The sequence below is a fragment of the Paraglaciecola sp. L1A13 genome, from assembly GCF_009796745.1.
Classification (GTDB): Bacteria; Pseudomonadota; Gammaproteobacteria; order Enterobacterales; family Alteromonadaceae; genus Paraglaciecola.
In genome coordinates, this window is record NZ_CP047024.1 from 4,391,670 (window position 1) to 4,408,050 (window position 16,381).

At 43.7% G+C, this 16,381-nt stretch carries 16 protein-coding genes; 5 read left to right on the top strand and 11 right to left on the bottom strand.

Annotated features, from left to right (window positions below; translation table 11 throughout):
* The first annotated feature begins 143 nt into the window (after positions 1 to 143).
* Positions 144 to 1,724 (top strand): S41 family peptidase, encoded by a 1,581-nt coding sequence (locus GQR89_RS18555; protein ID WP_158771427.1) that lies wholly within the window; start codon positions 144 to 146, stop codon positions 1,722 to 1,724.
* A gap of 118 nt (positions 1,725 to 1,842) precedes the next feature.
* On the opposite strand, the gene rpsQ is transcribed toward GQR89_RS18555, so the two are convergent.
* Genes rpsQ through rpsJ form a run of 11 tightly spaced genes read right to left on the bottom strand, consistent with a single transcriptional unit; the run spans position 1,843 to position 6,773 of the window.
* The gene (rpsQ, locus tag GQR89_RS18560; RefSeq protein WP_158771428.1) at positions 1,843 to 2,097 is read right to left on the bottom strand and encodes a 30S ribosomal protein S17; all 255 of its coding nucleotides are present in this window, start codon (positions 2,095 to 2,097) and stop codon (positions 1,843 to 1,845) included.
* Entirely contained in the window at positions 2,097 to 2,288 is a 192-nt protein-coding gene (gene rpmC, locus GQR89_RS18565; RefSeq protein WP_158771429.1) for a 50S ribosomal protein L29, read from the bottom strand. The genes rpsQ and rpmC overlap by 1 nt, the downstream gene beginning before the upstream one ends.
* The gene (gene rplP, locus GQR89_RS18570) at positions 2,288 to 2,698 is read right to left on the bottom strand and encodes a 50S ribosomal protein L16 (RefSeq protein ID WP_006992675.1); all 411 of its coding nucleotides are present in this window, start codon (positions 2,696 to 2,698) and stop codon (positions 2,288 to 2,290) included. The genes rpmC and rplP overlap by 1 nt, the downstream gene beginning before the upstream one ends.
* 2 nt (positions 2,699 to 2,700) lie before the next feature.
* Positions 2,701 to 3,399: a 30S ribosomal protein S3 gene (gene rpsC / locus GQR89_RS18575; protein ID WP_158771430.1), complete on the bottom strand. Its 699-nt coding sequence runs from the start codon at positions 3,397 to 3,399 to the stop codon at positions 2,701 to 2,703.
* 9 nt (positions 3,400 to 3,408) lie between these two features.
* Entirely contained in the window at positions 3,409 to 3,741 is a 333-nt protein-coding gene (gene rplV, locus GQR89_RS18580) for a 50S ribosomal protein L22 (RefSeq protein WP_007104261.1), read from the bottom strand.
* Positions 3,742 to 3,751: 10 nt separating this feature from the next.
* Entirely contained in the window at positions 3,752 to 4,027 is a 276-nt protein-coding gene (rpsS, locus tag GQR89_RS18585; protein WP_011573392.1) for a 30S ribosomal protein S19, read from the bottom strand.
* Positions 4,028 to 4,042: 15 nt separating this feature from the next.
* Positions 4,043 to 4,867: a 50S ribosomal protein L2 gene (gene rplB / locus GQR89_RS18590; RefSeq protein ID WP_158771431.1), complete on the bottom strand. Its 825-nt coding sequence runs from the start codon at positions 4,865 to 4,867 to the stop codon at positions 4,043 to 4,045.
* Positions 4,868 to 4,881: 14 nt separating this feature from the next.
* Positions 4,882 to 5,184, bottom strand: a complete 303-nt coding sequence (gene rplW / locus GQR89_RS18595; protein WP_007104264.1) for a 50S ribosomal protein L23 — start codon at positions 5,182 to 5,184, stop codon at positions 4,882 to 4,884.
* Positions 5,181 to 5,786, bottom strand: a complete 606-nt coding sequence (gene rplD, locus GQR89_RS18600; protein WP_158771433.1) for a 50S ribosomal protein L4 — start codon at positions 5,784 to 5,786, stop codon at positions 5,181 to 5,183. Before rplD ends, rplW begins: the two co-directional genes overlap by 4 nt.
* An 18-nt stretch (positions 5,787 to 5,804) precedes the next feature.
* Positions 5,805 to 6,443 (bottom strand): 50S ribosomal protein L3, encoded by a 639-nt coding sequence (gene rplC / locus GQR89_RS18605; RefSeq protein WP_158771435.1) that lies wholly within the window; start codon positions 6,441 to 6,443, stop codon positions 5,805 to 5,807.
* 18 nt (positions 6,444 to 6,461) lie between these two features.
* Positions 6,462 to 6,773 (bottom strand): 30S ribosomal protein S10, encoded by a 312-nt coding sequence (gene rpsJ / locus GQR89_RS18610; protein WP_006992667.1) that lies wholly within the window; start codon positions 6,771 to 6,773, stop codon positions 6,462 to 6,464.
* A gap of 353 nt (positions 6,774 to 7,126) precedes the next feature.
* Between rpsJ and GQR89_RS18615 the strand changes: the two genes are divergently transcribed.
* The 4 genes from GQR89_RS18615 to fusA all read left to right on the top strand — a co-directional run bounded on the left by GQR89_RS18615 (position 7,127) and on the right by fusA (position 16,368).
* On the top strand, positions 7,127 to 9,337 hold the full coding sequence (locus GQR89_RS18615) for a GspE/PulE family protein (protein ID WP_158771437.1): 2,211 nt from the start codon (positions 7,127 to 7,129) through the stop codon (positions 9,335 to 9,337).
* A 156-nt stretch (positions 9,338 to 9,493) separates the two neighbouring features.
* Entirely contained in the window at positions 9,494 to 12,838 is a 3,345-nt protein-coding gene (locus tag GQR89_RS18620) for an amidohydrolase family protein (protein WP_158771439.1), read from the top strand.
* A gap of 145 nt (positions 12,839 to 12,983) precedes the next feature.
* Positions 12,984 to 14,006, top strand: coding sequence for a GGDEF domain-containing protein (locus GQR89_RS18625; protein ID WP_158771441.1), 1,023 nt, complete (start codon positions 12,984 to 12,986; stop codon positions 14,004 to 14,006).
* A gap of 277 nt (positions 14,007 to 14,283) precedes the next feature.
* Positions 14,284 to 16,368 carry an elongation factor G gene (fusA, locus tag GQR89_RS18630; protein ID WP_158771443.1) on the top strand — a complete coding sequence of 695 codons (2,085 nt, stop codon included), beginning with the start codon at positions 14,284 to 14,286 and terminating at the stop codon, positions 16,366 to 16,368.
* Positions 16,369 to 16,381 lie beyond the last annotated feature (13 nt).

Sequence of the window (16,381 nt, forward strand, 5' to 3'; positions counted from 1 at the left end):
GGTTTTACTTAAACGTTCTTCGCAAGATTAAGAGGAAATAACCGATACAAAATTTAAGATAATGACGTAAAACGAATAATACGATGACAAGTGAGCGATATGTGAATTTCAAAATCAGTTTTCAACTAACGTGTGTAACATGTATGTCTCTATTTCTGATCGCTTGTGGTGGAAGCGGTGAAACCAGTAATGCTTTAATATCACCTACCATGCCAACTCCCCAAATTGACAACCGCTGGGTACTAGGAGTATTTGACGACGAATCATTACTTAAGGACAACTGTGAAGTGCCTAGAAACGGCATTGACAATATTACAGGCGAAGCCTACCCCGATATTGTGGGTAATTCGATTGACGAAATGCTTTGGTTGCGGTCATGGACAAATGATACCTATCTTTGGTTTGACGAAGTCGATGATAACGATCCCGTTGATTTTTCGGTCGCCGATTATTTCGACCAGCTAAAAACCAACTTTCGTACAAACTCAGGGACATTTAAAGACAATTTTCATTTTTCCCAAAGCACAGAAGAATATTTAACCCGTACGCAAGGAGGCATTACCTTTGGTTACGGTATTAGCTGGGAATTTATACGAGCTACGGCTCCAAGAAGCATAATTGTTCGTTATACGGAACCCGACTCTCCGGCAGATTTGGCAGGCATAACGAGGGGAGACGAGTTACTTTTTATAAACACAATCGACTTTATCAATACTCAAGATAGCGATGATGTAAGTGCGATTAATGCCGCGTTGTTTCCATCATCTACAGGTCAAAGTGCCAATTTTACCCTATTAAAACAAAATGGAGCTCAAACCCGTTATCAACTGTCAGCTCGAGATGTCGCCCTATCGCCGGTTCAAAACAGTAAAGTGCTGACAACAGATATTGGCCAGATTGGTTATATGCAGTTCAACAGCCATATTCAGAGCGCCCAGAGACAGTTAATTTCAGCGATAACCTTATTTAGCCAAAACAATATACAAGCGTTAGTAATAGACATGCGCTATAACGGCGGCGGATTGTTATCCATGGCCTCACAGTTGGCGTTTATGGTCACAGGCTCGTCTCAAACCGACGCGCTTACATTTAATCAGCTGCAATTTAATGGTAAACACCCTACCTTTAACCCTATCACCGGACAACGCCTACAAGCCACGCCATTTTACGGAAGAGAGATAGACTACAAACAAGGTGTATTTACCGCTAATGCACTACCCAGTCTTGGCTTGAGTACTGTATATGTACTTTCAAGCAGTGCAACCTGCTCTGCCAGTGAAGCCTTTATAAACGGACTAATAGGAATTGATATAGAAGTGGTATTGATTGGCGATACCACTTGCGGTAAGCCTTACGGCTTTTACCCACAAGACAACTGCGGTACAACCTACTTCACCATTCAGTTTCAAGGTAGTAATCAAAAAGGCTTCGGTGAATACTCAGACGGCTTTATACCGACCCCGGTGCCGCTGTTCGACGCGGATGTACAAGGCTGTATGGTAGAGGACGATTTTCAGCACTCGATGGGTGATCGCAACGAAGGAATGCTCAGCGCAGCGGTTAATCATATACAAACGGGAGAGTGTCCTGTCGAACCGGCAGCCAAACGCTTGAGTACTCAAATCTCTTCTGAGCAAGGCCTGCGCATTCGCACATCGTCTAGCATTATCGATGCGATCATTCTTGAGAACACAATTAACCACGTAATAACTGAACCTAAATAATCAGGTAATAAAGAATATTATCAGTGATAAATATCACTTTAATTCTAAAACAGAATTCAGCACATACAAAAAAGGCGCGACTCTTACGAGGCGCGCCTTTTAGCATAGTAACTAAAACTTATTGAGCTTTAGTAACGATATTTACCAACATCCAGTTTTTGGATTTAGACAAAGGACGACATTCACGTACTGTTACTACGTCACCTTCGTTACATTGGTTAGTCTCGTCATGAGCGTGTAGCTTAGTAGTACGTTTAATGAACTTACCATAAATGGGGTGTTTCACTTTACGCTCTACCGCAACAGTAATGGTTTTATCCATTTTGTTGCTGACCACACGACCTTGTACTGTACGACTTGATTGTTCAGTCATTATGCAGCAGCCTTTTGAGTCAGAATGGTTTTAACACGCGCAATACTGCGACGTACTTTACGAATTTGGTCAGTTTTTTCAAGCTGACCAGTACTCGCTTGCATACGTAGGTTAAATTGTTCACGAAGCAAACTAAGTAGCTCAGTGTTCAATTCTTCTACGCTTTTATCTTTCAGTTCTGTGGCTTTCATTACATCACCGTCCGAGTTACAAAGGTGGTTTTAAACGGCAGTTTTGACGCGGCCAATTCAAACGCTTCGCGAGCTACTGATTCCGGAACACCTTCCATCTCATATAAAACACGACCTGGTTGAATTTGGCAAACCCAGTATTCAACGTTACCTTTACCTTTACCTTGACGCACTTCAAGAGGCTTCTCAGTAATTGGCTTATCAGGGAAAACTCGAATCCAAATTTTACCTTGACGTTTAACGGCACGTGTCATAGCACGACGAGCTGCTTCGATTTGGCGAGCGGTCATACGACCACGGCCAACGGATTTTAGTCCGAACGTTCCAAAACTCACACTGTCGCCAGCGGCATAGCCACGGTTACGACCTTTGTGCATTTTACGGAACTTCATACGTTTAGGTTGTAACATAATTAGCCCTCACGCTTAGGTGAACGGCCTTTCTTCTTAGGCTGAGCTGGTTGCTCTTGGGTAAGAGGCAATCCGCCTAATACTTCACCTTTGAAGATCCAGACCTTCACGCCAATGATACCGTAAGTTGTGTTAGCTTCTGACGTTGCATAGTCGATGTCAGCACGGAAAGTGTGTAATGGAACACGACCTTCACGATACCACTCAGCACGTGCAATTTCAGCTCCGCCTAAACGGCCACTTACTTGAACTTTAATACCCTTGGCACCAATTCTCATCGCATTTTGAACTGCGCGCTTCATAGCACGACGGAACATAACACGACGCTCTAACTGACTAGCAATGCTGTCAGCAACCAGTTGACCGTCTAATTCAGGCTTGCGTACTTCAGCAATGTTAATCTGAGCAGGCACGCCGGCCAACTTAGATACATACTTACGTAGCTTCTCAACGTCTTCACCTTTCTTACCGATTACGACGCCAGGGCGAGCAGTGTGAATAGTCACACGGATGCTTTTCGCTGGACGTTCAATAACGATCTTAGAAAGAGAAGCAGTTTTAAGTGCCTTCGTCAGATACTGACGTACCTGATGATCATTAAACAAGTTATCTGCATAATCTGCAGTATTAGCGTACCAGGTAGATGTCCATGGTTTGCTGATACCCAGGCGTATGCCTGTAGGATGTACCTTCTGTCCCATTATCTTCTCCTAGTTATCAGCCACAACAACGGTGATGTGACTGCTACGCTTAAATATACGATCAGCACGGCCTTTGGCTCTTGGCTTGATACGCTTCATTGTTGGGCCTTCATCAACGAAAACTTTTGCGACAGTCAATTCATCGATGTCTGCGCCTTCGTTATGTTCGGCGTTCGCAATTGCTGATTCTAATACTTTTTTGATTAGACCAGCACTTTTCTTAGGGCTATAAGCCAAAAGCTCAAGTGCTTTTTCAACATGTAAACCGCGAATTTGATCTGCAACCAAGCGTGCCTTTTGAGCCGAGGTACGGGCATGGCGATGTGTAGCTAATGCTTCCATATTTTATCCCCTATCTCTTAGCTTTCTTATCCGCGACATGGCCGCGGTAAGTACGCGTTGGCGCAAATTCGCCCAACTTATGGCCGACCATTTCGTCACTGACGAAAACTGGAACGTGCTGGCGACCGTTATGGACCGCAATGGTCAACCCAATCATATCTGGGATGATCATAGAACGACGAGACCAAGTTTTGATTGGTTTCTTGTCGTTCTTTTCCACTGCAGCCTCAACCTTCTTCAGCAAGTGGAGGTCTATAAATGGACCTTTCTTGAGAGAACGTGGCATGGTGAATCCTCGCTGTTACTTATTACGACGACGTACGATAAGTTTATCGGTACGCTTGTTACTACGGGTTTTCTTACCCTTAGTTGGAACACCCCAAGGTGAAACTGGGTGACGGCCGCCTGATGTGCGTCCTTCACCACCACCATGTGGGTGATCTACCGGGTTCATGGCAACACCACGAACTGTTGGGCGGATACCGCGCCAACGGTTTGCACCGGCTTTACCAAGTGAACGTAGCATGTGTTCTGCATTACCGATTTCGCCAATAGTGGCACGGCAGTCTGCTAATACACGACGAACTTCACCAGAACGTAGACGAAGAGTTACATAACCTTCGGCACGCGCTAGGATCTGTGCGTATTGACCAGCAGAACGAGCAATTTGTGCACCTTTACCAGGTTTCATCTCAATAGCGTGTACCGTAGTACCTACTGGGATGTTACGCATAGGTAAAGTATTACCAGCTTTGATCGCAGCGTCTGAACCAGATTGAATCTGATCACCCGCTTTAGCACCTTTAGGAGCCAAGATATAGCGACGCTCACCATCTGCATATAACACCAAACAGATGTTAGCAGAGCGGTTCGGATCATATTCTAAACGCTCAATTTTGGCTGGAATGCCATCTTTATTGCGTTTGAAATCTATAACACGATAGTGTTGCTTGTGGCCACCACCAACGTGACGTACTGTAATACGTCCGTTATTGTTACGGCCACCAGATTTGCTGTTCTTTTCAAGCAAAGGAGCATAAGGAGCGCCTTTGTGTAGATCAGGGTTTACAACCTGAACTACGTGACGACGACCAGCAGAAGTCGGCTTAGCTTTCAATAATGGCATGTCTAGTCCCCTTCTTAGCCTTCGCTGCCAGCAAAGTCGATGTCTTGACCTTCTTTAAGCACAACGTACGCTTTTTTCCAGTCTTTACGCTTACCGAAAGATGAACCGTGACGCTTGGTTTTACCCTTAACGTTTACGGTACGAACAGAGTTAACTTCAACTTCGAACAATTTTTCAACTGCCGCTTTGATTTCTTCTTTGTTCGCATCTTTAAGCACTTTGAAAACAACAGTGTTGTTAACTTCAGCTGCAAGCGTTGCTTTTTCAGAAACATGTGGTGCTAAAACCACTTTTAAAAGACGTTCTTCGTTAATCATGCTAACGCCTCCTCTAATGCTTTTACTGCATCAGCAGTTATCAACACTTTTTCGAATGCGATTAGGCTGACTGGGTCAATGCCTTGCACGTCACGTACGTCAACTTTATATAAGTTGCGAGCTGCTAAGAACAAGTTCTCATCAACTTCAGACGTTACGATTAGTACATCACTTAGTTCAAGCTCATTTAACTTAGAAATTAATTCTTTCGTTTTAGGCGCTTCAACTGAAAACTTTTCAACCACGATTAAACGTTCTTGACGTACCAATTCAGATAGGATGCTTTGTATCGCACCACGGTACATCTTCTTGTTAACCTTTTGGCTGTGATCCTGTGGCTTAGCAGCAAATGTTACACCACCAGAACGCCAGATAGGACTACGGATTGTACCAGCACGGGCACGACCTGTTCCTTTTTGACGCCAAGGTTTGGCACCACCACCACGAACTTCAGAGCGTGTTTTTTGTGCTTTAGTACCCTGACGGGCGCCTGCACCGAATGCAACTACTACTTGATGTACTAGTGCTTCGTTAAATTCACGTCCAAAGGTTGCTTCGGATACTTCAAGAGCGCTTTGCGCATCTTTCAATACTAATTCCATCACTTAACTCCCCAGACGTTACGCTTTAATTGCAGCTTTGATGATGACGTCGCCACCTGGCGCTCCAGGAACATTGCCTCTTACTAGAAGAAGGTTGTTCTCTGCGTCAACACGTACTACATCCAAAGACTGAACAGTCACACGTTTATTTCCCATCTGACCGGCCATTTTTTTGCCTTTGAAGACTTTACCTGGTGATTGGTTTTGGCCAATTGAACCAGGAGCACGGTGAGACAATGAGTTACCATGTGTGTTACGTTGGTGGCTAAAGTTCCAGCGCTTAATAGCACCTTGGAAACCTTTACCTTTAGAAGTCCCTACAACGTCAACCATTTTGGTGTCAGCAAAAATTTCAACAGTAATTTCACTGCCAACTTCTATGCCTTCGCCTTCGTTGCCGTCTAAACGGAATTCCCATAAACCACGACCTGCTTCCACGCCAGCTTTAGCAAAATGACCTGCTGCTGCTTTGTTAACGCGGTTCGCTTTTTTGTCGCCAGCGGTTACTTGAAGCGCTGTATACCCGTCGGTTTCGTCAGTGCGTAACTGAGTAACACGGTTCGGGGTGGCTTCTATAACAGTCACTGGTATTGATACGCCGTCTTCAGTGAAGATGCGTGTCATACCAACTTTACGACCGATAAGACCAATCGCCATTGTTAAAACCCTCTCTTGTTAGCCCAGGCTGATTTGAACATCAACACCGGCAGCCAAGTCCAATCTCATCAAGGCATCTACTGTTTTATCAGTAGGCTCGATGATATCCACCAAACGCTTATGTGTACGAATTTCATACTGATCACGTGCATCTTTGTTTACGTGAGGCGAAGTAAGTATTGTATAACGCTCTTTACGGGTAGGTAGAGGAATAGGTCCACTAACCTGAGCACCGGTACGCTTCGCTGTTTCAACGATTTCAGCCGTGGACTGATCGATCAACTTGTGATCAAACGCTTTCAAACGAATACGAATTCTTTGATTTGGCATCGATTAAGCTCCAATCGAAAGAACAAAAAAAACCATCCTCGACTACCTTTTCTATTTAAGGTAGGGGGATGAATGAAAACTGCTAACCCAAAATTAGGGTCCTGTATTTAATGACATCATGCCGAAGCTTAAGTCAAAAACCATTGCCCTTCTGGACAAGTGGGCGCGAATTATACCTGTATCGCTTACTTTTGCAACAGCGGTTTGTAAAATAATCGAGTTTAACTGCTTACAACGTTGCTGCGCAGTTAGCTAAGGTAGCTTTAGTTCTAGCAAAACGGTGTTATCCGCATATTCCCTCGGCTATAGTGATGCTATAGCAAATAATAAAAACAACACTGAAGCTGACTCCTATGGAACAACAATCTGCTCTACAAGACCTTAAGCATCTATTGGCGAACGCGCCTTCTTTATTAAGTGTTTACGACTCGCTGGAACCTATGTTGCTGAAATTATTTAAAGCGCAACGTATGAGTATTTTCCAGCGTAGGATGCAACATCAAGATCTGGTGGCTCGTTTTAAAACAGGTAACGAAGTACAGGAAATCAAAGTTCCTATTAGCCCCCATTCTATCGCCGGTTATGTAGCGCTTAGTCAAACCCCCCTCATTATTAATGATCCATATAGTAGCGATGAATTATCGGCGATTCACCCTCGATTGAAATTTGCGGATAAGTTCGATAAACACTCTGCATTTAGGACACAGAATTTAATTTGTATTCCTATATTAAACGCTGGTGTGTTAATGGGCATTATGCAGATTATTAATAAGAATGACGGTGCTTTTCAATCGGCCGATTTGGCACTCGCCGGCAAAGTTGCGCAAACGCTAGGCAACAAATTTCGCTATGAACTCGGTGGCACCAGCCAACCTTTTGATTATCTTGTTCATAGGAAAGTAATCGATGAGCCGACCTTAAATAAATTTGTACAAGCAAATCCTGAGCACGAACTACTTGTTCAGCGCTTAATGACCGAGAAACGTATCCCTGAGGACGAAATGGGTATCGCCCTGTCGGTTCACTATCAAGTGCCATATATGGGTTATAAACCTGACCGTTTTAGACTTTATCAAAGTGATAGCAAACTCAATCTGTCTTATCTCAAGCGCAATTTTGTCGCCGTTATCACTGATTCGACTGATCGACCCACCGTACTTATGGCGCAACCAAGCAATGCTAGTCTTTTGATGGAAATCGAAAGTGCTTTGGGGATAGATAGCTATGGTATATCCGTGGCACTGCCCAATACGATTTTGCAATATCTTGGAGAAGCCAATGGAGGTGGTGCTGGCCCTGGCGCAATGGATGAAATACTTGATGAAATCGGTACTAGCGGTCAGGAGACCGATGAGCAAATGGATGATATGTCTGACGATACGCCTGCAGTCGTGCGCCTTGTTAGTCGGATATTGCATGATGCTAAAAGGCTCGAAGCATCAGATATACATATAGATGCAGAAAAAAATGCACCAACGCGTGTACGTATGCGTATTGATGGTGTCTGTCGAGATATTACCCAAGTACCCGCTTCTCATCACAATGCTGTCATCGCGCGTATTAAAATCATGTCTAATCTTAATATTGCCGAAAAACGTTTGCCCCAAGATGGCAAGTTGGCTTTCAAATTATCCGGTCAAATAATAGAAGTGCGCGTAGCGACTATTCCGACTGTTGCGGGCGAAGGCGTCGTCATGCGAATTCTTGCTACGGGTGGAGCATTGCCTATGGAGAAAATGAATTTATCCCCTGCTAATCATCAAACCATTTTAAGGATGATTGAAAAGCCCCACGGAATTTTATTAGTCGTTGGACCCACTGGCTCTGGGAAAACAACGACCTTACATGCGGTTTTAGGTCACATTAACACGCCGGACAAAAAAATATGGACCGCCGAGGATCCAGTCGAAATCACTCAACCTGGTTTACAGCAAGTTCAAGTAAACCCGCGGATCGGCTTCACTTTCGCCAGCGCGCTACGTGCTTTTTTGCGTGCAGACCCCGATATAATCTTAATTGGTGAAATGCGTGATAAAGAAACGGCTCATGCTGGCGTTGAAGCATCATTAACAGGTCATTTGGTATTTTCAACTCTACACACCAACTCAGCACCAGAAACCATAACTCGCTTGCTCGACTTAGGCATAGACCCGGTCAATTTTACAGATGCTTGCATCGGCATTCTTGCCCAGCGACTTGTTCGCACCTTATGTAAGAGTTGTAAAGAAGCCACACCGGCCACCGATACAGATATGGATTTTATTAAACGCCAGTATGGCGCTGACTACTTACCTGAGCTCGAACTGGCATCACCACTGATATTACACAAACCAAAAGGCTGTGAGATTTGCGGTAACACAGGATATAAAGGCCGAACGGGTGTACATGAATTACTCAGCATGACGCCAGCGTTACGATCGCTGGTGTATAAAACGGCACCTGTAAGTCAGTTAAAAGCACAAGCAATGAATGATGGTATGCGCACCCTGATTCAAGACGGCATTCTTAAAGTTATTAAAGGTGATACGGATATAGCGCAAATTCAAATGCTTGCCGGCGGGTAAGGCAAATCCAATCATAGTGTGAACATAAGTTCACATAAATAATAAATTTACTAAGCTGTTCGTAGTAGGAAAACTGGTCTTCAAAAGTGAACTTTTGTATATTCCATCTGCGCTTTCAGGTGTGTCTTAATAATAATAATCGATCAGGGAAATAGTATGTCTATAAATGTCGTTAACTGGGCTTTACTCAGTGCAATGTTAACTTTCGGGGGCGAAGCACTCAGTCGCAGCGAAATTCAAGAAAGTGAAGTTACCGTCGAACGTGAAGAAAAAGACAACAAACCGGAATGGGATGTATTAAACCCACCGTTTGAGTTGCATGAAGTAAACATAGATACCGACGAGACCACTTGGTCTAGCCTTGACGTTTCGCCAAACGGCAAACAATTTGTATTTGACATGCTGGGCGATATTTACATTAGCTCTATAAATGGTGGTGATGCGAAATCCCTGACCCAAGATTTTGCTTGGAACATACAGCCAACCTTTAGTCCTGACGGTAAAAAAGTGGCATTTATCTCTGACAGAGACGGCCTCTCGAATGTCTGGGTGATGAATATAGATGGCAGTGCAATGGTGCAGGTCACACAAGAGAAAAACAATTTAATTCATTCCCCCAAGTGGAGTCCTGACGGTCAATATATAGTCGCGAATAAAGGAATTATGTCTAGTCGAAGTATCCCCGCTGGGGAAATTTGGCTTTATCACCATTCAGGTGGCGATGGTATGGTTATTAAAAAACGTGTAAATGGCAATTCAGACCAAAAGAATATCGCTGATCCTGCATTTTCTCCTGATGGAAAATACCTTTATTACACCCAAGATATTTCTTCTGGTAGTACTTTTGATTATAACCGTGACCCGCTAAAGGGTATTTTTGCCATTACGCGCTACGACCTAACCTCTGGTGAAGAAGAACGCTATATCAGTGGTACCGGCGGCGCCGTTGTCCCTACTCCATCACCAGATGGCAAACACATTGCTTTTATCCGTCGAATAAAAGAGAAAACCGCTCTATTTATCAAAAATATCCAGACTGGGACTGAAACGCCTCTTTATTTAGAGCTCGAACGAGACATGCAAGAAGGCTTTGGATCAGAAGGATATTTCCCCTATTTTGACTGGACCCCTGATTCAAAGACGATCGTGTTTTGGACGGCAGGGAAATTCCATAGTTTAGATGTGGAAACGCAAGCACTCAGCAATATCCCTGTTCGAGTCCAATCTAAAGTGCGATATGCCGACGCATTAAGATTTGACGTTGATGTTGCCCCCGATACATTCGATATTAAAATGACGCGTTGGGCACAAAAATCTCCCGATGGTAAAAGCATCATATTTCAGGCATTAGGCAAGTTATATGTTAAAGATATTGAAAGCGGCAAAACGAAACGTTTAACCAAACAAAATGATCATGATGAGTATTACCCGCGCTTTTCACACGACGGCAAGCGAATCGTGTTTACCACTTGGAATGATCAAACCTTAGGAAGCGTGCGCACTGTATCATCATCAGGTCGCTCTGAAAAAGTGATTACGATTGCGCCTGGCCACTATATAGAGCCTAGCTTCTCCACTGACGATAAGCTTATTACCTATAACAAGAAAACCGGTGGATATTTATTATCTCCCGAGTATTCGGTTGAACCAGGTATTTATATTGCGACAGCTAAAGGTAAGCAACATAAACGTGTGGCCAAAAGTGGTAGTGCTCCCCATTTCGCTGGTGACAATAGTCGAGTTTACATTACGCAGTCGGTGCCGGGCTCTGATTATCCTGAACAACAACTTGTTAGTGTTAATTTAAATGGCGAGGATAAGCGAGAACACTTATATGGAGCGGACAAAATAGCAGAGTATCGTTTGTCGCCAGACAAAAAATGGATTGCCTTTGTGTATCAATACAAGGCCTATGTGGCTCCGTTTACAGAAATTGGTAAGCGTCAGGACATCGGTCCTGCAAGCACAACTATTCCTATTAAGCAGCTATCTGACCGCGCAGGCGAATATCTGACATGGCGCAGCGACAGTAAAGCACTGAGCTGGTATCACGCCGCAACATACTATGAACGAGAATTGAAAGATGCTTTTGCATTTGTTCCCCAGGCAACGGAAAAACTACCTGAGCCAGTTACCGAAGGTATTTCGTTATCATTTAAACAAAAATCCGACAAACCATCAGGTTATAAAGCACTCATTGGCGGAACAGTCGTCACCATGCGTGATGCTGATAATCAACAGGAAGTAATTGAAGATGCTGTCGTTATTATCAAAGACAATAAAATTTTTGCTGTTGGTAAACGCTCGGAACTTGAGATACCAAGCGGTGCCCAAGAAATCGATACTCGTGGCAAGACAATACTACCTGGCTTGATTGACTCACACGCCCACGGAGCACAAGGCAGTAACGAAATCATTCCCAATCAAAACTGGAGTATGTACTCAGCACTGGCATTTGGGGTTACCACTATTCACGACCCATCTAATGATACGTCTGAAATATTTTCCGCTGCTGAGTTACAAAAAGCAGGTAAGCGCGTAGCTCCGCGCACTTATTCAACCGGTACCATTATTTATGGCGCTGAAGCACTAGGATATAAAGCTATTATCAACAGCTATGATGACGCATTAACGCATTTAAAACGCCTTAAAGATGCAGGGGCTATTTCAGTAAAAAGTTATAACCAGCCACGTCGCGATCAGCGTCAACAGATTTTGGCTGCAGCCCGCGAATTAGAACTGATGGTAGTGCCTGAAGGTGGCGGTAAGTACCAACAGAATATTTCTATGTTAGTCGATGGCCACACGGGTTTAGAGCACTCATTGCCAATTGCCAAGGGATATCAAGATTTAACATCACTTTGGCAACAAACTGATTTTGGTTATACCCCAACCTTTGTCGTGTCTTATGGTGGCTTAATGGGCGAAGAATACTGGTATGATCGCACCGAAGTATGGAAGAACGAGCGTTTGCTACGTTACACCCCAAGCTTTTTACTAGATGAGCGTTCTATCCGTCGTCCCACTGCGCCGGATAATCAATACAATCATGTATACGTAGCACAATATGCTAAAACACTCCGTGACAAAGGAGTAAGTGTACATATAGGCGCTCATGGACAGCGTGAAGGGCTCGCCGCTCATTGGGAGCTATGGTTAATGACCCAAGGGGGCTTTACGCCATGGGAAGCCCTACGTGGTGGCACCATAGATGGTGCTTCGCACCTAGGAATGGGTAAGCAGCTTGGCAGCATCGAAGCAGGAAAACTGGCCGACATGATGATAATAGACGGTGATGTACTAACAGATATTCGTCGCAGCGAGTATGTAAGCTACACCGTTATCAATGGTCGTGTATATGACGCAGCAACGATGAACGAAGTGGACAGCAAAACCAAACGACCTGCTTTTTTCTTCGAAAATAACAACCATTTATTTATGCCACAAGCCACGCATAACAGTATTCAGCAAAAAGCCGAAAAGCACCACTGGGTACATTAACGCCTACGAGTAACTAATAATGCAGCGGTATGAATATTCAGCCGCTGCTTTAATTATTGTTCTTTCGATACCATAAACACTATTTCTGGACGAACCATATTAGTCTGGTAAGCTTAAAAAACATCTGGCTGCCTGAGCAAAACGTGTGTCTAATAACGATTTAGAGAATTCATTTAAGCATCTAAAACAAACTATTCCATTGTTGCTTAAGCATAAGATCCCTCCTATCCCCCTGAATTATGCGCTTTGGTATACCTATGTAAGTAACGAGTCAGCTACGCTCAACGAAACTTTAGATCAAGCCGTACAGCACAATCTACCGTTATCTGCCGCCAAAAAGAGAGAGTTGTATCGTAAACACGTGGCCAACGATCAAGATGTAGACGTATGGGAATTAAGGCAATCGATTGAAAGGATGATTGTAGAGTTATCTCAATCGGTCAAAGACACCCGCAGCGAAACCCGTGCGTTCAAAAGCACCATGGACACCTGCATGGATGACTTAGCTAAAGTCGAGCGTGAAGGGCTAAGTATGGAAGAAGTCATGGAGTTAGTCCGCTCGTTAGTCACCCAGACTAAACAGATTCGCGGCACAACTCTCTCATTTAATACCGCCTTAATGGATGCTGAGCGTGAAATTAGCCGGCTAAAAAATCAACTGGAAAAAAGTCAGCAAGCCGCGCTATATGATGCACTTACTGGATTGTGTAACAGGCGATATTTTGATGAAGAACTGGCTGCACAAGCCATGCGCCCGAACATGTGTTTAATCTTGGTGGATTTAGACAACTTTAAAGTGATCAACGATACCCATGGACATGTGATGGGCGATCTCGTACTAAAAGCCAGCGCTAAAAAGCTTCAAGCAGCTTGTCGTAATGGCGCACAGGCATTTCGCTTTGGTGGAGAAGAATTCGCTATTATCGTGCCTAATTGTAAATTTGATATGGCGAGACAAATCGCCGAAACCATGCGCCGCTCGATTGAAAAAATCGGCGTAAGAGACAAACGTAGCGCCAAAGTACTCGAAGGTATCAGCGCCTCTTTTGGGGTAGTAGAGATTCAAGAAGGGATGAATCCCCTCGCCCTTATTGAAGCGGCGGATAAACAATTATACGAAGCAAAATCCCTTGGTCGAAATCGAGTAATGCCGATGTCTAAGCGCTAGAGATATATTGGTGTTTGATGAAAGAGCGAAAAACAACACAATATCTAAGCAAATCATAAATGCACTTACCAGCACAGTGCAACTTGCCTATAAAATAAACAAAACAGCGCTTTATTCAACATGTGAAACCATGTAAAGTCCGCGACTTCTTTTAAATGTTCGCATTAAATACATACAAAAAGTGTGAATATTTAGATTTAGCTAAAAGAAAATCAATATCCCGCGGAAATATCTTGTATAATCACGCGCAATTTTTACTCAGACTGAAGTTGAAGCAATGACAGACTTATCACATTACAGAAACATCGGTATTTTCGCCCACGTTGATGCGGGTAAAACTACCACAACAGAACGAATTTTGAAGCTTACCGGTAAGATCCACAAAACCGGTGAAGTACATGATGGTGAATCTACCACTGACTTTATGGAACAAGAAGCTGAGCGCGGTATTACTATCCAATCAGCAGCTGTAAGTTGTTTCTGGAAAGAACACCGTTTTAACGTTATCGACACCCCTGGGCACGTTGACTTCACTGTAGAGGTTTACCGTTCGCTTAAAGTACTTGATGGCGGTATCGGCGTATTCTGTGGTTCTGGTGGTGTTGAACCACAATCAGAAACTAACTGGCGCTATGCGAACGAATCAGAAGTAGCTCGTGTTATTTTCATCAACAAATTAGACCGTATGGGTGCTGATTTCTACCGCGTTTGTGGTCAAATCAAAAAAGTCTTAGCGGCGCATCCTTTGGTGATGACGTTACCAATTGGTATCGAAGATGATTTCGTTGGTGTTGTAGACGTACTTACTCGTAAAGCTTACGTTTGGGATGACACTGGTCTTCCTGAAAACTTTGAAGTCACTGATGTTCCTGCGGACATGGTAGACAAAGTTGAAGAATACCGTGAAATGATGGTTGAAACTGCACTTGAGCAAGACGACGATTTATTAATGGCTTATATGGAAGGTGAAGAGCCTTCTCTAGAAGAAATTAAACGTTGTATTCGTAAAGGTACTATCAATCTTTCTTTCTTCCCAACATTCTGTGGATCAGCCTTTAAAAACAAAGGCGTACAAAACGTACTTGACGCCGTTGTTGATTACTTGCCTTGCCCAACAGAAGTTGATCCTCAGCCATTGACCGATGAAGAAGGTAATGCGATCGGTGAGTACGCTACAGTATCTGTAGATGAACCACTTCGTGCATTAGCCTTTAAAATTATGGATGACCGTTTTGGTGCTCTTACCTTTATACGTATTTACTCAGGTAAATTGAACAAAGGCGACACCATTCTTAACTCCTTTACAGGTAAAACTGAGCGTATTGGTCGCATGGTTGAGATGCAAGCTGATGAGCGTCTAGAAATCAGTTCTGCACATGCTGGTGATATTATCGCTATCGTGGGCATGAAGAACGTACAAACAGGTCACACTTTATGTGATCCGAAGCACCCTTGTACGCTAGAAGCCATGGTATTCCCAGAACCTGTAATCTCCATTTCGGTAACACCGAAAGACAAAGGCGGTTCTGAGAAAATGGGTATTGCTATCGGTAAGATGGTAGCTGAAGATCCTACTTTCCGTGTTGAAACTGATATAGATTCTGGTGAAACTATTCTTCGTGGAATGGGTGAGCTTCATTTAGATATCAAAGTTGACATCCTTAAGCGTACTTATGGTGTTGATTTGGTTGTTGGCGAGCCTCAAGTTGCTTACCGCGAAACCATCACACAATCTGTTGAAGACTCGTATACCCACAAGAAACAGTCTGGTGGTTCAGGTCAATACGGTAAAATTGATTACACAATCAAACCTGGCGAAGCAAATTCTGGCTTCACATTTAACTCTAAAGTTGTTGGCGGAAACGTTCCTAAAGAATTCTTCCCAGCCATTGAAAAAGGCTTTAAGAGCATGATGGGTAAAGGCGTATTAGCTGGATTCCCTGTGCTTGATGTTGAAGTTGAATTGCTTGACGGTGGCTTCCACGCAGTGGATTCATCAGCAATCGCGTTCGAAATCGCGGCGAAAGGTGCGTTCCGTCAGTCGATCCCTAAAGCAGGTCCTCAGTTGATTGAACCTATCATGAACGTTGATGTGTTCACGCCTGACGATCACGTTGGTGATGTTATCGGTGACTTAAACCGTCGTCGTGGCATGATCAAAGATCAAGAAGCTGGTGTAACAGGTGTACGTATTAAGTCTGACGTACCTTTGGCTGAAATGTTTGGCTACATTGGTTCACTACGTACTATGACATCAGGTCGTGGTCAGTTCTCTATGGAGTTCTCACACTACTCACCGTGTCCTAATAACGTAGCTGAAAAAGTAATTGCAGAAACTAAAGAGCGTAACGCTAAGAAGTAATCGCTAATTACAG